This is a genomic window from Comamonas sediminis, assembly GCF_041107495.1.
In the GTDB taxonomy this organism is placed as follows: Bacteria; Pseudomonadota; Gammaproteobacteria; order Burkholderiales; family Burkholderiaceae_C; genus Comamonas; species Comamonas sediminis.
In genome coordinates, this window is record NZ_JBGBDC010000003.1 from 546,096 (window position 1) to 563,958 (window position 17,863).

The following is a 17,863-nucleotide window of genomic DNA, read 5'->3' on the forward strand; positions in this document are numbered from 1 at the left end:
GTCCAGTATGGCATGGTGCCAAAACGTTCAGGGTGCCGGCACGCCCTTAATGCAGGTCGGGCACGCTGCCATCGGCATCGGCCGCCTGCGGCTCGGCCACGGCCACGAACAGCAGCGGGTTGCCGCTGGCGCGCGAGAACGAGGTCTGCTCGCTCATCAGCAGGTCCAGCATCAGGCTGGCCAGGTCATCGGCCAGCGGCTCGGCCAGCGGGTCTTTTTCCTGGTTGACCAGCTTGCGGTAGCTGCCGCATTCGGTACAGGTTTCCGCCAGCACTACATCCTTGCCGCCATCCAGGCCCTGGTAGCGGATGCCCTTGGTCGATTCGCAGTGGCTGCATTTGACGCGCACCATATGCCATTCGGTCGCGCAGCAGCCGCAGTGCAGGTAACGGTGGCCGGCCATCTTGCCGCCAATGCGCACCACGCCGGCAACAGGCTCGCTGGCGCAGACCGGGCAAATGGTAGCCGGATCGGTAAAGGGGATGTCGGCCAGCCTGAGCTGGCTGGCGCGGGTGGCAAATACCACTTGCAACGCCGCCATGACAAATGGTGCCAGGCCCACATCGCGCGCAGCCAGCTCCTTGGTCAGCAGGCGTTTGGCCAGCGCATTGCGGTCCTCGGTGCTGCAGCGTTGCAGCTCGGCAATCAGCGGCTGCAGGGCTGGGGGCAGGCCATCGGCACTGCCCAGCTGGCCCAGCATGCTGTCCAGCACCTGGTGCCAGGCGGGGTCCAGATGGTCAGCGGCAGGCAGCAGCGGCGACGAGAACTGCTGGGCCTGCGCAATGGCGGCAGCTTCAGGCGCCGCGACCTGCAGGCCCTGGGCGGCCTGGTGCTGGGCATCCACCAGTTTGGCGATGAACAGCAGGTAGTCCGCAATCGGGTTGCCGTCGGCCAGCTGGCGAATGCGCTGGGCTCGGTCAAGGAACAGACTGCTGGTGTTGGGCAGCAGCACGCGCGGGAAACTGGTGTGGTCGAGCGACTCGATCTCACCGGGCTGAAGAATGCGTTGCATACGGGGATTTTCTCAAAAATCAACGCCGATAGTCCTGGCGGGGCTATCGGCGTTGGGGAGCGGGGCGGGGCCGACCCGGGGCAGGGCCGCTTGCCGGGGCATGCCCGGCAAGCGCATCAGGCACCGCGCTTGTGGCTCGTCTGCTTGTCCATGTCGGTGCTGTCGCCCGTCATGCGGCGGTACCACAGCGGATGGTGGTAGCGCGCCCAGGCGCGGGTCACCGTGCCGCGCGTCATCGCGCGGATCGTGCCCTTGGTCCAGATGGCGGCGTAGATGTGGGCAATGATCAGACCGATCAGGCCGAAGGCCGACAGTGCATGCAGCAGCGCCGCAGCGCGCACCACATTCACCGGCAGGTTCCACCAGGCGCGCCACATCAGCACGCCGGTCACCAGCAGGCCCGCCATGCACAGCACCAGCATCCAGAACAGCGCCTTCTGGCCGCCGTTGTACTTGTCCACCGGCGGCATCTTTTCGTGCTCACCGTTGACCAGGGCCGGCACGTTCTTGAGCCACTCCACATCGTTCTTGCGAATGATGTTGAGCTGCCAGAAGCGGAAGAACATCAGCACGAAGCCGACGGTCATCACCAGGCCGATGTAGGGGTGCAGGATGCGGGTCCAGGGTCCGCCACCGAACAGGTTCGTCATGAAGAAGAACGAGGGATGGAAGAACGCCAGACCCGACAGGGCCAGCAGCACAAAGCTGATCGCGACCACCCAGTGGTTGACGCGTTCGCCAGCGGTGTAGCGTTGAATATCACGGGTCTTGCTTTTCATCGTCCAGACTCCTCGTGGTGGTCAATGCCCTTTTCCGCACGTGCCCTGGCGGCTTCTTCCTCTTCCAGCTCCTCAGGCACTTCGATCGGGCCCTTGGTGATGTAGTGGAAGAAGCTGCCGACGGCCGCAACGCCCAAGGCTGCCAGCGCCAGTGGCTTGGCCACACCCTTCCACAGGCTCACCATCGGGCTGATCGATGGATCATCGGGCAGGCCGTGGTAGAGCGAGGGCTTATCGCCATGGTGCAACACATACATCACGTGGGTGCCGCCCACGCCTTGCGGATCGTAGAGGCCGGCCTTGTCAAAGCCGCGCTCTTTCAGATCGACAATGCGCTCCTCGGCGCGCTCCTGCATGGCGGTCTTGGTGCCAAACATGATCGCGCCGGTCGGGCAGGTCTTGACACAGGCAGGCTCCTGGCCGACGGCCACGCGGTCCGAGCACAAGGTGCACTTGTAGGCCTTGTGGTCCTTTTTGGAGATGCGCGGAATGTTGAACGGGCAGCCGGTCACGCAGTAGCCGCAGCCCACGCAGTTTTCCTCCTGGAAATCCACGATGCCGTTGGTGTACTGCAAGATGGCACCGGGAGAGGGGCAGGCCTTGAGGCAGCCCGGGTCTTCGCAGTGCATGCAGCCGTCCTTGCGGATCAGCCATTCCAGGTTGCCGGTGGCTTCGTTTTCGTATTCGGAAAACCGCATCACCGTCCAGGAGTTGGCCGTCAGGTCGGTCGGGTTGTCGTAGACCCCGGCTGCTGCCGTGCCCACATCGTCACGCAGATCGTTCCACTCCATGCAGGCGGTCTGGCAGGCCTTGCAGCCGATGCACTTGGAGACATCGATCAGCTTGGCCACCTCGCCGCCATGCGGGCTGCGCACGCTGGGCGATGGGGTGGTGGTGGCGGAGCGGCGCTTGATATCCAATGATTGAAGAGATGACATCGCTGCTCCTTAGATCTTCTCAACCTTCACGAGGAAGGTCTTGAACTCTGGCGTGTTGCTGTTGCCGTCACCCACAAACGGGGTGAGGGTGTTGGCGAGGAAGCCAGGCTTGGTCAGGCCCTTGAAGCCCCAGTGGATAGGAATACCCACGTGGTGCACCGTCTTGCCTTCGATCTGCATGGGCTTGATGCGCTTGGTCACCACCGCAGCGGCCTTGATGTAGCCACGCTTGGAGCTGACCTTCACCATCGCGCCCGTCGCAATGCCGATCTCCTTGGCCAGCGCCTCTCCGATCTCGACGAACTGCTCGGGCTGGATGATGGAGTTGAGCAACGCGTGCTTGGTCCAGTAGTGGAAATGCTCCGTCAAACGGTAGGTCGTACCCACATGCGGGAATTCGTCCGCCTTGCCGAAGGTCTCCCAGATGGCCGGGAAGACGCGAGCCGCCGGGTTGCTGACGGCCTTGTCGTTCTTCGGGTACATCGGGTTGTAGCCCAGCGGGTTGTCGAATGCCTCGTAGTGCGTCGGGAACGGACCTTCGTTCATGCCCTTGCGGGCAAAGAAGCGTGCCACCCCTTCCGGGTTCATGATGAACGGACCGGTGCCGGTCTCGGGCGCGATGGTCGGGCCGTAGTCCGGCACATCAGCGCCGCCCCAGGTCTTGCCGTTCCACTTGACCAAGGTGCGGTTCGGGTTGAACGGTTTGCCTTCCAGGTCCGCCGATGCGCGGTTGTACAGCACGCGGCGGTTGGCCGGCCAGGCCCAGGCCCAGTTCAGCGTATTGCCGATGCCGGTCGGGTCGCTGTTGTCGCGGCGGCCCATCTGGTTGCCCGCCTCGGTCCAGCTGCCTGTCCAGATCCAGCAGCCACTCATCGTGGAGCCATCGTCACGCAACTCGCCAAAGCCGGACAGCTGCTGGCCGGCAGGGCGCAGCACCTTGCCATCGGGCGCGGTCAGGTCGGTCAATGCCCGGCCGTTGTACTCCTTGGCGATTTCCTCGGACGAAGGGTGCGCAGGCTGTGCATAGGGCCACCACAGGTTCTGGATCGGATCCGGGAACTTGCCGCCGTCCTTCTGGTAGGCCGCCTTCATGCGCAGGTGCAGGGCCGACATGATCGCAATGTCGGTCTTGGCTTCACCCGGCGGCTCGGAGGCCTTCCAGTGCCACTGCAGCACACGCGACGAACTCACGACTGCGCCATCCTCTTCTGCAAAGCAGGTGGTGGGCAGGCGGAACACTTCGGTCTGCACCGATGCGGTGTCGATGTCGTTGTGCTCGCCGTAGTTCTTCCAGAACTCCGAGGTCTCGGTGGCCAGCGGGTCCATCACGACCAGGAACTTGAGCTTGGCCAGACCGTCGCGCACGCGGCTCTTGTTGGACAACGCCGCCAGGGGGTTGAAGCCCTGCGCGATGTAGCCGTTGACCTTGCCTTCGTTCATCAGCTCGAAAATCTGCAGCATGTCGTACTGCTTGTCGAGCTTGGGCAGGTAGTCATAGGCCCAGTTGTTGTCCTTGGTGGCCGCCGGTCCCCAGAAAGCCTTCATCAGGCTCACATGGAACTTGGGATAGTTCTGCCAGTAGCTCATCTGGTTGGCACGCAAAGGCTTTTGCGTGCGCGCGTCGATGTACTTCTGGTAGTCCTGCTCGCCCTGGTTGGCCAGGGTCAGGTAGCCCGGCAGTGCGTTGGACAGCAGGCCCAGGTCGGTCAGGCCCTGGATGTTGGAGTGTCCACGCAACGCGTTCATGCCGCCACCGGCGACACCGATATTGCCCAGCAGCAGCTGCACCATGGCGCCGGTACGCAGGATCTGCGCGCCGATCGAGTGCTGGGTCCAGCCCAGTGCGTAGAGGATGGTTGCGGCGCGGCCAGCCTGTGCCGTCGATGCGAGCTTTTCGCAGACATGCAGGAACTTGGCCTGGGGCGTGCCGCAGACGCTCTCGACCTTCTCAGGCGTGTAGCTGGCGTAGTGGCGCTTGAGCCATTGGTAGACGCAACGCGGGTGCTGCAGGCTCGGGTCAGTCTTGACGTAACCGTCCTCGCCCAGCTCGTAGTCCCAGCTGGCCTTGTCGTAGGTGCGCTTTTCGGGGTTGTAGCCCGAGAAGATGCCTTCGTCGAACGCAAAGTCTTCCCGCACGATGAACGTGAAATCGGTGTAGTTGCGCACATACTCGTGGTGGATCTTGTCGTTCGTCAGCAGGTAGTTGATCACACCGCCGAGGAAAACAATGTCCGAACCGGAGCGGATAGGGGCGTAGAAATCCGCCACCGAAGCCGACCGGTTGAAGCGCGGGTCGACCACCATGAAGTGAGCCTTGTTGTGCTCCTTCGCCTCGGTCACCCATTTGAAGCCGCAAGGGTGGGCTTCAGCGGCATTGCCGCCCATGATCAAAATAACGTCCGCGTTCTTGATGTCGACCCAATGGTTCGTCATCGCTCCACGGCCAAACGTCGGGGCAAGACCTGCCACCGTCGGGCCGTGTCAGACACGGGCTTGGTTATCGAACGCCAACATGCCCCAAGAGCGGGCCACTTTGTAGGTGATGTAACCGGCTTCGTTGCTGGAGGCCGAGGCGGCCAGCATGCCGGTCGAGGTCCAACGGTTCACCGTCAGGCCATCATCGGTCTTCTCGAGGAAGTTCGCATCGCGATCGTCCTTGAGCAGCTTGGTGATGCGGGTCAGCGCCTCATCCCAGGACAGGCGCTTCCACTCGTTGGAGCCGGGCGCGCGGTATTCGGGGTAGAGCAGGCGGTTGGGGCTGTGGACGATGTCCAGCAGCGATGCGCCCTTGGGGCACAAGGTGCCACGGTTGACGGGATGGTCGGGGTCGCCTTCGACGTGGATCACAGAGAGCTTGGCGTTCTTGCCGCCATCGCCCAGCGAGTACATCAAAATGCCGCAGCCAACAGAGCAATACGTGCAGGTTTGCCGTGTCACTGTGCTGCCGACCAGCTTGTACTGGCGAACTCCGGCAAGTGCGGTGGCGGGCGAGAAGCCCATCACCGCCAGGCTGGAACCCGCCAGAGTCGAACCAGTCACTTTCATGAACTGGCGTCTGGAGAATTGCACCATGGGGTGTCCTTTCAACGAAGGATGCTTGTTTTCTATGCTTACGACACAAATTGTAGTCTTCTCCCTCTGAAAGCAGAATAGTTGGGCTTTCCGGGTATTCTGCGGGTTTGACAAATTGGTAAAAATGCGCGGACGGTCCAGTCGCGGCGAGAAATACCAATACAATTCACAAACTTGCATGGAATTGTGAATAATATGCTTCATGAATTTCTTGCCGCCTGAATCCAAGGGGGAGACCATGGACCACCACAACCGGGCGGCGCGCCGTCCCTTTTTGCTCTGGGCGCTGTCGGCATCGGCTCTGCTGGCGGGTTGCGGCACGTCGCCATCGCGCACCGCGCGGCCAGCGGCGGGCCGGCGCTCCGCCACGGAGGTGGCCACCTCGCCGCGCGTTGACACCGGTGTCGTGCCCGTCAATCTGGGGCTGAGCGGCGAGTTGCGGGAGGCGCTGTATGCGCGGGTCATGCTCGTCGTCAACACGCCCTACACCTATGGCGGCAACACGCCTGAAGGCGGCTTTGACTGCAGCGGACTGATCCAGTATGCGATCCAGGGCATCACCACGCGCCGCCTGCCGCGTACCACGGCCCAGTGGGCAGGGGTGAGCGCCGAGATCGACCGGCGTGACCTGCAGCGCGGCGATTTTGTGTTCTTCAACACCATGGGCGGGCGCTACTCGCACATGGGCATTTATGCCGGAAACAACCAGTTTGTACATGCGCCGTCGAGCGGCGGCGTGGTCAAGACGGTGAGCCTGGACAATCCCTATTTCTCACGCCGCTTCACCGAGGCACGCACGATTTTTGACGCATGAGAATATTCATCGGCTGAATAAAACAAGAGGCAGCGCGCCCAAAACGGCGGCAAAGGCGGGGTCAGCGCCAGGCATAGGCACCCCAGGGGTGCGAGGCATCCTGCAGCCAGTGCTGCAACTCCTCCGGGTCCAGGCTGCGGCCCAGTGCGTCCGAACGGCCTTTGGCCACCCATTGTGCGCGGCCCTGGATATAGGCGCTGCCCAGCTCCTGCCAGTTGCCAAAGCAATCGCGGGCACGCGCGGCATTGAGCTGCAGCAGCTGCCACTGCTGCTCGGCGCTGAGCCAGCCGAGCATGGCTGCGGTGCGCACAAAAAAGGCAGTCCGGACGCAGGCAAAGGCCATCGCGGCACGCGCGTCATCCCCCGCCTGCAGCCGCTCCACATCCAGGCACCACCAGCGCGTGCGCATGCGCTCTGGCAATTGCGCGCGCACCTGCGCATCGTCCAGATCGGTGCGCAGGCCGAAGGCATGCAGGGCCATGGGCCGCAACGATGCTGCCAGGCCGGCGGTGGGCGAGGGCATCGCGCTGTCGGCAAAGCCATCCTTGAGCGCATGGAAGGCCATCGGGTGCGCCAGCGCCAACGCCCAGTTTTGCTCGGGCGTGAGCAGGTAATGCCCCAGCGGTCCTGACCGCGCCGGCGCCTGGCTGCCCCATTGCCGGCGAAAGGCGCGCACGCATTGCCATACCAGCCACAGCCCGATGGCAGCCACCAGGACCTGGATCATCGCTGCGCCTCCGGCCGGGGATGGGCCTGCATCCTGGGAGGTGCTTTGCCGGCCTGTTCCAACGTGTAGGCCAGCGCAGGCGGCAGGTGCTGGCCGGCCAGCAGGCTGCAGTCATGCGCTGCAGCCAGCCATTGCACCAGCGGGGAGGTGTGCTGCAGATGGGGCAGCAGCCTGGGCTGGCGCTGCCACAACTGCAGTTGTTCGGCCTCGCTGTGCAGGTTCTCGACGGCGTGCCAGCCCGGCTGCGCGCCGCTGGTACGCAGCAGGCGCATGCCCAGCGCATCGTCGGGCGTGTCGTCGCTGGTGTTCAGCTGGTTCAGAAAGGCGATGACATCGGCGCGGTAGCGGTCGACCGGCGGGCGGTTCTGTTTGCCCTTGATCTGGTCGATGCGCAGGCGGCCATCGGCCTGCAGCCAGGCATTGATGGTGATGCGCGGCTGGGCCTGGCCGGTGCGGTAGCTGAAGATGCGCATGCGGCCTTGCTCGCAGCATTCGGCATAGTGCTCGCCGTAGCCGCCCGTCAGCTGGTGGCGGTTGGCAAACTGGCCCAGGCAGTGGCGCATCATCTGGCTCTCGTAGGCCATCTCTTCGCGCAGCACGCCGCTGCTGGGCAGCAGTTCGACAAAGGCTCCCTGGCTGCCTTGCCACACCATCTGTACCGCATGGGGCTGGTGCTGGCGCCAGCCGGCCAATTGCTGTGCCTCGAAAGCCTGGTGCTCCTGCGCCCAGCGTTCCAGCGCCTGCGGGCAGTTGATGCGGGCGAGCTTGCCTTCCAGCGAGGTGCCCTTGCGTGACTGCAAAAACTCCAGCAGCTGGCGCTCCAGCGCCAGCACGCTGTCGTGGTCGGGGTCGATCCACCACAGCGCGGGTGCCGCTGGCGCTGTCTCGGGACCGGTCTTGCGGGCCAGCAGCGCCAGTGCCCATGCCGGCGCGCCGGCGGCATAGCGCTGTTGCAACGCTGCGGTGGTGGTGATGGCCTGTACCGCATCGGCCGGTGCGTTGAGGTTACCGACCAGATAGCGGTAGAAATGGTTCTGCAGCCAGGCGGCAATGTCGGGCGCATCGCTGCGCGCGCGGCTGCGCGCGATGATGCGGGCCTTGAGCTCGGGCGCGTTGACCACATTGCGCGCCAGGTACACCGTGCTTGTGCGCATGGAGGGGCTTACCAGAACTTCCACCAGGGCTTGCCGCCACCGGCAGCCGGTGCAGCGGTGATCAGCTGGGCGTTGAGCTGGTCGATCGTGGTCTGCAGCTTCTCGCGCTCGGCCGGGTCGTCGGCCCGCGCGCAGGCCAGCGCCTGCTGGTAGATCTGCATCGCTTGCTGGTCCGTGCCCGAGGTCTGCATCGCATCGCCTGCGCGGCGCAGCAGGTAGGCATTCTGGCGCTGCGCCAGCTCGGGCAGCAGCGCCTGCAGGCGTGGCAGCACCTCGGCGCCATGCGTGGCCGAGTAGTAGTCCAGCTGGTTCAGCAGACTGCGCAGATAGTCATAGCGCTCGCTGCGCTGCTCGTCCTCGTCGAGCTGGCTCCACCATTCGTCCAGGCGCTCCAGCCAGATGCTGTTTTCCACATTGCGGTCTTGCTTGTAGAGCGCATAGGCCACCTTGGGGAAATAGTCGCAAGGGCTGTGGCGGCTGTAGCCGTTGTCCTGGCTGTAGTGCCACAGCTGCTCGGCCGCCGGGATGAGCTGCGCGTAGTTGTCGCTGTCGATGTGGGTGGAGACGATGCCGTTGTAGTGCTCGGCAAACGGGCTGGTGGCAATGCCTTTGGCATGCAGCGCGAGCGCGCCGTCGTAGTTCTCGTCGTTGTAGCGGTACTTGATGGCCAGGTTGTTGCACAGCATCGAGTAGTCATGCAGGTTGCCGTCCTTGTAGCTGCCCTGGCCGGTGGCAAACCAGTGCTCGAAGCGGGCCTGTCCGGTCTCGTAGTAGTGCTTGATCCAGCGCAGCAGCTCGTCGTAAGGCCAGTCGGCGGGCAGCTCCTCGCCCTCGCCGCCAATGGCTTGCATCAGCGCCTCGTCGTCATCGAGTTGCACGCCCATCGCATAGCACCAGCTGCCGCCATCGCAGCGGATATAGGGCGACTGCAGCGCGCTGGCCAGGCCCGCCACGCGGGCGCGGCAGACAAACAGGCGGTAGGCGAGTTCGCCATTGGCGTACTGGGGGCGCTCGGCCAGCGTCTCCAGCAGCGGCAAGGCCTGCGCATAGTCCTGCTGTTCAAACAGATGGTTGCCCTGCAGCAGGCGCCACATCGGGTGGTTGAGCGACTGCTGCTGCACCAGCGCGCTGTAGTGGGCAAAGGCCTGCTCGGCGTCCATGTCGGCAGGCAGGAATTCGGCCAGGTCCTCGTCCTGGGCGGCGGCCATCAGGGTCAGCGCCCAGTACGGCGCACCGCCCGGCTCACCCAGGTGGGCCAGTGCCTGGCGGCAGGCAGCTTCGCGCGATCCAGGGCGGCTGTGCAGGGTGCTTTCGAAACACACATGGGCGGCCTCGGGCAGGCGGGCGGCCTGCACCAGCCAATCGATCAGCCGGGCGCTGGTGCTGTCATCGCTGTCACGCACCAGCGCAAAGCGGCCTTCCTGGCCCTTGCTGATCGCGGCATCCAGCGCGCCTTGCTGGTGCAGGCTGGCGGCGGCCAGGCGTGCGAGCTGGGCCCGGGTATCGCGCCAGGCGGCGGGCGATGCGTTGCTGGGCAGGCTGGCCAGGGTCAGTTCGCTGTGCTGGACCAGCGCGTCGGGCGCCAGCGCAATGATGTCCTCGCCCAGCAGCAGCCAGTCATCGGTGTCGATGTCCTGGCCCGCTTCTGCGCGCTGGAGTTTTTGCAGCGCATAGTGGCCCAGGTCGCGGGCCGCCGCGCTGTTTCCCTTGGCCGCTTCGATGCGGCCCAGGCGCGTGGCCAGCATGGCATCGTCCCAGGCGCGCAGCTGGGCGCGGTCGGCCTGCTGGCTTTTGTACTGGTGTTGTTTGCGGTAGATCTGCTCTTGCAGGTCCAGTGCCTGGGCCTGGTGGGCGTGGCGCGCCAGGTGGCGCCAGGCGCGGTCGGGATCGCCCAGCGCTCCGGCCTGGTCCACGGCCGCCATCGCCTGCGCGATCACGTCGCGGTACTGCTCGCGCGGCAGGCCGGGCACATCCTCGGCGGCATCGGCTTGCAGCATCGCCATGGTGACCGCTGCGTCGCGCTGGGCGTCGGCGGTCAGCTCCTGCAGCAGGCGGGCCTGGTGCTGCTGCACGGCGGCCAGGGCCTGGGCCGGCTGGCCCGCCATGCTCCACAGCCGGTAGACGCGGCGCAGCTGGTCCAGGTCCTCGGGCTCGAGCGCGCGCGATGCGAGCTGCTGGGCCGCTGCCGCCTGGCGGGCAGGCCATTCCTGCGTCTCGTCCTCGGTGTTGAACAGGGTATCCACATGGTCCAGAAAGGCATCAAGCGCTTCGCTGCGCAGTGCGGTGGACGGGTCGGACACGGGTGCCATGGTGATGATGCCTTTCTGGTTTTGGCGCATCCCTCATGCGCCCCTGCATGCTAACGGGCTCCAGCACGGGTGTGGCCTTTGCGGGCCACCAACGCTGGAAAGTGGGCTATTTTCACCGTGTTTCGTGTGGCTGACCAGCGCGGTGCCGGCAGGCCAGCGATGCGCCTCAATCGGTGATCAGCACTTCGCCGCGCAGCGTATAGGTCATCGTCTCGGTGATGCGCACATCGACCATCTGGCCGATCAGGCGCTCCTGGCCGGGGAAGTTGACCACGCGGTTGCACTCGGTGCGGCCCATCAGCTCGCCGTTGTCGCGCTTGGATTTGCCTTCCACCAGCAGGCGCTGCACGGTGCCCAGGCGCTCATCGCTGATGGTCTTGATATTGTGGTTGATGACGGCCTGGAGCTCCTGCAGGCGGCGCAGCTTGACCTCGTAAGGCGTGTCATCGGGCAGGTTGGCGGCAGGGGTGCCAGGGCGGGGGCTGAAGATGAAGCTGAACGAGTTGTCAAAGCGCACATCGTCGATGAGCTTCATCATTTTCTGGAAGTCTTCCTCCGTCTCGCCGGGGAAGCCGACGATGAAGTCGCTGCTCATCGCCAGATCGGGGCGGATGGCGCGCAGCTTGCGCACCGTGCTCTTGTACTCCATGGCGGTGTAGCCGCGCTTCATCGCCATCAGGATCTTGTCGCTGCCGTGCTGCACCGGCAGGTGCAGGTGCGAGACGAGCTGGGGGATCTTGGCATAGGCCTCGATCAGGCGCGGCGTGAACTCATTGGGGTGGCTGGTGGTGTAGCGGATGCGCTCGATGCCGGGGATCTCGGCCACGTATTCCAGCAGCAGCGCGAAGTCGGCGATCTCGGCCGTATCACCCATCTTGCCCAGGTAGGCATTCACGTTCTGGCCCAGCAAGGTGATTTCCTTGACGCCTTGCGCAGCCAGGCCCGCGACCTCGACCAGCACGTCCTCGAACGGGCGGCTCACCTCTTCACCGCGGGTGTAGGGCACCACGCAGTAGCTGCAGTACTTGGAGCAACCTTCCATGATGGACACAAAGGCCGACGCGCCTTCAACACGGGCGGGCGGCAGGTGGTCGAACTTCTCGATCTCGGGGAAGGAGATGTCGACCTGCGGCTTGGCCTTGGCCGCGCGGGCATTGAGCAGCTCGGGCAGGCGGTGCAGGGTCTGGGGGCCAAACACCACATCAACATAGGGCGCGCGCTTGATGATCTCGGCGCCTTCCTGGCTGGCCACGCAGCCGCCCACGCCAATCAGCACGCCCTTTTCCTTCAGGTGCTTGATGCGGCCCAGGTCGGAGAACACCTTCTCCTGCGCCTTCTCGCGCACCGAGCAGGTATTGAACAGGATCAGGTCGGCCTCGTCCATGTCCTGCGTGGGCTCATAGCCCTGCGCGGCGCCCAGCACATCCGCCATCTTGTCCGAGTCATACTCGTTCATCTGGCAGCCGAAGGTTTTGATAAATACTTTTTTGGACATGGTGCAAATCTCGTGGGGACCCCCGGGGCTGCGGTTGCAGGCCTGAAGGAATACCGTCATACGGCAGAAAACCAGGCGCCAGATGGGCGCCCTGCTGCTCAGGGGGGTGGGTGCAAGGGCCGCCCCGCCAGGCTTTGACCGCAGCGGTCAGCCCATGCGGCGGCGCCAGGGCGCTTTATTTAAAGAGTCCGCTCCAGAAGCCGTTGTCGGCGCGGTCGCGTTTGAGGGCGGCTTCTTCGCTGTTCAAGATCCAGGCGGCATGCACGCGGCCGCTGGTTTTCTCGATCACATAGTTGACCGTCAGCTTCTGGCCCAGCACCGTGTTGGGGCGCACCGTCGTGTTTTGCGGGTTGTAGAGCTTGAAGGCCGGTGCCAGCAGCAACGCCTGGTTGTCGATCGTGGCCTCGGTCGGGCTGGTGACCACCAGGTAGCCGCGCAGCGCCTGGGGCGGGAAGGCGCGCACCGGGCCCTGGAACGGAGCAAAGGTGGCGGTCTGCGCCAGGCTGGGCAGGGCACTGATGCCGGCCAGTGCCAGCGCGAGTGCAGCGAGGCTGGCGCGCCGCAGGCGGTGGTGGGTGGTGGGGAGTGTTGTGCAGCGGTTCATGGTGTATATCCAGGGGCTGGAGGCCGCATTCTACAAACAGCGGCGGTGCCACAGTCCGCCACTGGGGCAAGCGGTGGCGTGGGCTAGGCTGCCGGCGCCCGGGTGCTGACGACGAGGCCGGCCAGCACCAGCGCGATGGCTGCCAGCAGCGCCGGTGACGGCAGGCGCTGGTGCAAGACCAGCTCCAGCAGCGCGGCAGTCACCGGCCCCAGGGCTTGGAAGGCAATCACCAGCGATGCCTCAAGGCGGCCCAGCGCCCACAGCAGGCAAAAATAGCCCAGCCCGCTCGACAGGCCGATGAACAGCATGTGGCCCCATTGCAGCCCCGAAAACACCGGCCACAGCGGCTGTCCCTGCCAGCTGCAGTACAGCGCCAGGAACAGCACTGCAGCGGCCATCGCCAGGCTGCTGGTGGGCAGCGCCGGGTAGCGCCGCATATAGGGGCCGTAGAGGATGCTGGTGGCCGCGCCGACCAGGGTGGCCGCCAGCAAAGCGGCCATGCCGGAGCCGGCCCGCAGGTCCAGGCCGCCCGCTGCGCCCGCGCCCCCCGTCAGCAGCACCGCGACGCCGCCCACCGCCAGTGCCAGGCCTGCCAGCCTGCGGGTGCTGAAGGCCTCGCGCCTTGACAGCGCTGCCAGGCACCAGGTGAACAAGGGCATCGTCGCAAACACCAGTGCGCAAGTGGAGGCGGGCAGGCGCGCCAGCGCATGGTTGAGCAGCAGGATCAGCACAGCAAACTGCGCCACGCCCAGCAACGCAATGGCCAGCGCATCGCCGGCGCGGTAGCGCGGCCAGGTGACGAACAGCGCCGGGCCGGCGAGAATGGCCAGCCCGATCGCATAGCGCAAGAATGCCAGGCTGGCTGGCGATGCGGCGGGCGATAGCACGCTGGTGGAGACCATGGCCGCGCCCACCAGCATGCCCGTGGTGGCGGCCGCCCACAGCGCGGGATGGCGGGCCTGCATCGCCCGCCTAGGCGCCGTGCAGGCGGCGGCTGAACTGCTGCTCCACCACGGTCGAGCCCCATTGCTGGCCGGCTTCTTCATGCACCAGCACAAAACCCAGCGATTCGTAGAGCCTGCGCGCCGCGTCCAGCCCCTGGAAGGTCCACAGTTCGGTGCTGGCAAAGCCGCGCTGATCGCAAAAGGCGAGCGCCTGCGTCAGCAGCTGGCGGCCTACGCCGCCGCCGCGGCAGCCGTCATCGAGAATGAACCAGCGCAGATGCGCCTGGTTGTTGCCCAGGTCCTGGCCGTCAATGGCGACCGAGCCGACGATGCGTTCGTTCTGCACGGCGGTCCAGATCTGGTTGCAGGGCTCGCCCAGGCGGCCGCTGAATTCGGCAAGGCCCGAGGCCACCTTGCTTTCGAAGAAAGCGCCAAAGCCCCAGTGCCGGGCATAGAAAACCGCATGCATCTCCGCAATGCGGCCGATCGCACCGGCGCGGTAGCCGCTGTGGATCTGGATGCTGTGGGTGGCTGCGCTGGCGGAGCTGGCCTGGCCTGCCGCACTGCCCAGCCGGTGCGCCTGCAAGGCCTGGGCATAGGCGGTCAGGCCCTGCGCCACCGCCTGCTGCAGCGAGGGGTTGAGCTGCGCCAGCGCGCTGCGCACCTGCATTTGCCCGTAGGCGTGTATGCCCGCTACCGTGCGTTGGCCTTGCGCTGACAGCTGCAATTGCTTGGCGCGTGCATCGTCAGTGCAGGGCTGCTCCTGCAGTTCGCCGTTGGCGATGAGCTTGGCCACCATACGGCTGACGCTGGATTTGTCCAGCCCCAGGAAATCCGCCAATTGGGCGGCGGTGACAGTGCCATGCGCATCGATTTCCAGCAACGCATGGACCGCAGACGCCGAGTAGGGCGTGGCCGCCAAGGTGTTGGCCATAAAGCCCAGCTCCCGCACCATCGTGCGGGAGGCGCTGCGGATGTCGTTGACCAGGGGGGGGTCGGCTGTCATGCGGCTCTCCAATAGTTGGTTGCAATATACATCCATATGGTTGTATGGTGCAACTTTTTTGGAGGGTGTGTCTACCGCACCCCGCATCTACAGCGCTCAGGCTGCATCCAGCCGGTAGCTGGACACGGCCAGCCCACCCATGAAGGCATCCTCATGGTAGATGCGCACGGCGCGGTCAGCCTCGGCGGCACCGACGGCGACCATCAGCGGCAGCAGATGCTCCTCGCGCGGGTGGGCAATGCGGGCTGCCGGGGCATCCTCCCAATCCAGCAGGCGCTGGCTGCGGCTGGCGCTGTCCACCTGCAGCATGGTCTCGGCCAGCCAGTCGTCAAAGGCCTTGGAGGGCACGCTGGCCTGCGGGCCAAAGGCGCGCAGGTTGTGGTACGACAGGCCGCTGCCGATGATCAGCACCTCCTCATCGCGCAAGGCAGCCAGCGCGCGGCCCAGCGCCAGGTGTTCAGCGGGGTCCAGGCCCCGGCGCAGCGACAGCTGCACCACCGGCACCTGGGCCTCGGGGTAGATCGCGGCCATCGGCGAGAACATGCCGTGGTCATAGCCGCGCTCGGCGTCCTGCTCCACGGCAATGCCGGCCTGGGCCAACAGGCCCGCCACCCGCTCGGCCAATGCAGGCGATCCTGGTGAACGGTAGTGGATCTGGTAGGTGTGGGCCGGGAAACCGCCGTAGTCATAGATCATGCCGGGCTGGGGCGTGGACTGCACGGTAAAGCTATCGGCCTCCCAGTGGGCGGACACCATCAGGATGGCGCGCGGTGTGCGGCCGATCTGGCGCGGGATATCGGCCAGTGAGGCGGCCAGTTGCGCATAGTAGTCATGCATCTGGGGCATCCAGGGCCAAGGGCCGCCGCCGTGCGAGATGAAGTACACGGGCAGGCGGCTGCCGCTGGTGGTGATATTGGTGCTGGCGGGGGCGGTGTGGGTGGTCATGGTCATATGGAAAACTCCTTGACTCCACTGTAGTAGCTGCCCAAAAGGAAACCAAGTAGCTAAAATGCAGTGGTTGATTTCCTGTTGAGAAACTATGGACCAGCTCACCAGCATGCAGGTGTTCCAGGCGGTCGTGGACAACGGCAGCTTTGCCCAGGCCGGCGAGCGGCTGGGCATTTCGGCGCCGATGGTGAGCAAGCATGTGGCCCAGCTGGAGCAGCGCCTCGGTGCGCGCCTGCTCAACCGCAGCAGCCGCCATGTCAGCCTGACCGAAGCGGGCCAGCGCTGGTATGCGCAAAGCCGCCTGGCTTTGGAGATGCTCGATGCCGCCGCCCAGGAGATCGGCCAGCACAACCAGGCCCCCAGCGGCCAGCTCAAGATCAGCGCGCCGGTCTGGTGTGCCACGCCGCAGATGGCGCGCATCCTGGCACGCTACCGCGCCCGTTATCCGCAGGTGCTGGTCGACATCCACCTGGACAACCACAAGATCGACCTGGCCACTGCCGGCTACGACATGGCCTTGCGGGCCTCGTCGGACCCCGCGCCGCATCTGATTGCCCGCCCGCTGTGCCAGGTGCCCTTCTACCTGGTGGCCAGCCCCGCTTACCTGGCGCAGGCCGGCTCGCCCCAGCAGCCTGCCGACCTGGCCCAGCATGCTGCGGTGCTGCCCAGTTATGTGTCGCTCAGCCCCCTGCAGTTGACCCAGCCCGGTGGCCGCAGCGCGCCGCTGCATGTGCTACCAGCCCTGCTGTCCGACGATTCCAACCTCAGCCTGCATGCGGTGCGCGCCGGCATGGGCCTGGGTTTCCTGCCCTCGTGGCTGGTGGAGGACGATCTGCGCAGCGGCCAGCTCCAGCGGGTACTGCCGCAGTGGGATGCGTTGACCGTGACCCTGTATGCGATCTACACCAGCCGGCGCTACCTGGCGCCCAAGGTACGCAGCTTCATCGATTGCCTGTCGCAGGCGTTGGGTGGTGCGGGCAGCGGCGCAGCCGACTAGCTGGCGCGCCGGAAAGTGAGGTTGATTCTTTGCCCGTCCAGCAGCGGATGGGCCACGGGGCTGGCCCCCTCCTTGACTGGCATCACCCCGTGGTAGCGCATGCGGTCCACGCCGCCCCAGACCACCACATCGCCATGCTGCAGCGGCAGCTTTTGCGTGGCATCGGCGCGCTGGTCGCCGCCCCACAGAAAGATGGCGGGCAAGCCCAGTGACACCGACACGATGGGGTGGCGGGCATCACCTTCGTCCTGGTGCAGGGTCAGGCGGGTGCCGACGGTGTAACGGTTGATCAGGCAGGCATTGGGCGCAAAAGGGGGCAGGTCGGCAGCTTCTGCCGCCTGCGCAGCCAGTGCTGCAAAAGCCGGTGGCATCGGCGGCCAGGGTTGGCCGCTCAACGGATCGGTGGCAGTGTAGCGGTAGCCGCGCTGGTCGCTGTACCAGCCGAAATCACCGCAGTTGGTCATCGCCACCTGCATCTGGCGGCCGCCCGGCGTGCGCAAATGCCGAAACGGGGCCCGCTGCACGAGTTCCTGCACCTGGCCGAGCAGGTCACTCTCCCAGCGCAGTGCAAAGCCGCGCAGCACGCAGGCCTGGTGACCAATGGCAATGCGCTCCCAAGGCATCTGGCCTTCGTCGGCAGGGGGACTGAACAGGTCTTGCATGCCGCCTATTGTGCCCCGCTGCCCTGTGCTGCAGGGTCGGACGGGACGCTGGCCTGGGGCTGGGCGCATCTGTGCACCCCCAAAAAAACCGCAGCGCCTGTGGCAGGCGCTGCGGTGGGATGTGGTGGTCGTAGTGGGACTTGAACCTACGACATCAGCATTATGAATGCTGCGCTCTAACCAACTGAGCTATACGACCGACGGGCTCCATTGTAGAGGCGGATGGGCGGCCTGCCGGGCACCTGCTGCGAGTTTTTCAGCCATCAAAGCAGATGCGGCAAAGAGAAAAGCCGCAGTGATTGTGCAATCACTGCGGCTTGTAACCTGGTGGTCGTAGTGGGACTTGAACCTACGACATCAGCATTATGAATGCTGCGCTCTAACCAACTGAGCTATACGACC

At 65.3% G+C, this 17,863-nt stretch carries 15 protein-coding genes and 2 tRNA genes; 2 read left to right on the forward strand and 15 right to left on the reverse strand.

Going from position 1 to position 17,863, the window contains the following annotated elements:
• Positions 1-46 precede the first annotated feature (46 nt).
• The 4 genes from fdhE to fdnG form a co-directional block, all read right to left on the reverse strand.
• Positions 47-1,012: a formate dehydrogenase accessory protein FdhE gene (gene fdhE / locus AB7A72_RS10040; RefSeq protein ID WP_369459810.1), complete on the reverse strand. Its 966-nt coding sequence runs from the start codon at positions 1,010-1,012 to the stop codon at positions 47-49.
• Positions 1,013-1,128: 116 nt separating this feature from the next.
• Positions 1,129-1,791, reverse strand: a complete 663-nt coding sequence (locus AB7A72_RS10045) for a formate dehydrogenase subunit gamma (RefSeq protein WP_239809345.1) — start codon at positions 1,789-1,791, stop codon at positions 1,129-1,131.
• Positions 1,788-2,729: a formate dehydrogenase subunit beta gene (gene fdxH, locus AB7A72_RS10050; RefSeq protein ID WP_369459811.1), complete on the reverse strand. Its 942-nt coding sequence runs from the start codon at positions 2,727-2,729 to the stop codon at positions 1,788-1,790. The genes AB7A72_RS10045 and fdxH overlap by 4 nt, the downstream gene beginning before the upstream one ends.
• Positions 2,730-2,738: 9 nt before the next feature.
• Complete coding sequence (gene fdnG / locus AB7A72_RS10055; protein ID WP_230778981.1) at positions 2,739-5,801, reverse strand: formate dehydrogenase-N subunit alpha; 3,063 nt, start codon at positions 5,799-5,801, stop codon at positions 2,739-2,741.
• A gap of 238 nt (positions 5,802-6,039) precedes the next feature.
• On the opposite strand from fdnG, the gene AB7A72_RS10060 reads away from it, so the two are divergent.
• Positions 6,040-6,615: a C40 family peptidase gene (locus AB7A72_RS10060; RefSeq protein WP_369459812.1), complete on the forward strand. Its 576-nt coding sequence runs from the start codon at positions 6,040-6,042 to the stop codon at positions 6,613-6,615.
• Positions 6,616-6,676: 61 nt separating this feature from the next.
• Here AB7A72_RS10060 and AB7A72_RS10065 read toward each other — a convergent pair whose 3' ends face one another.
• From AB7A72_RS10065 to AB7A72_RS10100, 8 genes are all read right to left on the reverse strand, one after another.
• Positions 6,677-7,342, reverse strand: coding sequence for a DUF1266 domain-containing protein (locus AB7A72_RS10065; RefSeq protein ID WP_312412472.1), 666 nt, complete (start codon positions 7,340-7,342; stop codon positions 6,677-6,679).
• Positions 7,339-8,496 (reverse strand): hypothetical protein, encoded by a 1,158-nt coding sequence (locus tag AB7A72_RS10070; protein ID WP_369459813.1) that lies wholly within the window; start codon positions 8,494-8,496, stop codon positions 7,339-7,341. Before AB7A72_RS10070 ends, AB7A72_RS10065 begins: the two co-directional genes overlap by 4 nt.
• Positions 8,497-8,504: 8 nt before the next feature.
• Entirely contained in the window at positions 8,505-10,805 is a 2,301-nt protein-coding gene (locus tag AB7A72_RS10075; protein WP_369459814.1) for a hypothetical protein, read from the reverse strand.
• Between the two features lie 166 nt (positions 10,806-10,971).
• Positions 10,972-12,300, reverse strand: a complete 1,329-nt coding sequence (gene miaB / locus AB7A72_RS10080) for a tRNA (N6-isopentenyl adenosine(37)-C2)-methylthiotransferase MiaB (protein ID WP_239809339.1) — start codon at positions 12,298-12,300, stop codon at positions 10,972-10,974.
• 175 nt (positions 12,301-12,475) lie between these two features.
• Positions 12,476-12,904, reverse strand: coding sequence for a hypothetical protein (locus AB7A72_RS10085; RefSeq protein ID WP_369459815.1), 429 nt, complete (start codon positions 12,902-12,904; stop codon positions 12,476-12,478).
• 83 nt (positions 12,905-12,987) lie between these two features.
• A complete protein-coding gene (locus AB7A72_RS10090; RefSeq protein WP_369459816.1) occupies positions 12,988-13,869 on the reverse strand; it encodes a DMT family transporter in 882 nt (293 codons plus the stop codon).
• 7 nt (positions 13,870-13,876) lie between these two features.
• Positions 13,877-14,854 carry a bifunctional helix-turn-helix transcriptional regulator/GNAT family N-acetyltransferase gene (locus tag AB7A72_RS10095; protein ID WP_369459817.1) on the reverse strand — a complete coding sequence of 326 codons (978 nt, stop codon included), beginning with the start codon at positions 14,852-14,854 and terminating at the stop codon, positions 13,877-13,879.
• A 96-nt stretch (positions 14,855-14,950) separates the two neighbouring features.
• A complete protein-coding gene (locus AB7A72_RS10100) occupies positions 14,951-15,805 on the reverse strand; it encodes a DODA-type extradiol aromatic ring-opening family dioxygenase (RefSeq protein WP_369459818.1) in 855 nt (284 codons plus the stop codon).
• Positions 15,806-15,893: 88 nt separating this feature from the next.
• Between AB7A72_RS10100 and AB7A72_RS10105 the strand changes: the two genes are divergently transcribed.
• Positions 15,894-16,799 carry a LysR family transcriptional regulator gene (locus AB7A72_RS10105; protein WP_312527478.1) on the forward strand — a complete coding sequence of 302 codons (906 nt, stop codon included), beginning with the start codon at positions 15,894-15,896 and terminating at the stop codon, positions 16,797-16,799.
• Here the strand turns inward: AB7A72_RS10105 and alkB are convergent.
• The 3 genes from alkB to AB7A72_RS10120 form a co-directional block, all read right to left on the reverse strand.
• Positions 16,796-17,461, reverse strand: coding sequence for a DNA oxidative demethylase AlkB (gene alkB / locus AB7A72_RS10110; protein ID WP_312452192.1), 666 nt, complete (start codon positions 17,459-17,461; stop codon positions 16,796-16,798). The two genes, AB7A72_RS10105 and alkB, sit on opposite strands and share 4 nt — an antisense overlap.
• Before the next feature lie 122 nt (positions 17,462-17,583).
• A tRNA-Met gene (locus AB7A72_RS10115) sits at positions 17,584-17,660 on the reverse strand.
• Positions 17,661-17,786: 126 nt separating this feature from the next.
• Positions 17,787-17,863 (reverse strand) — tRNA-Met (locus AB7A72_RS10120).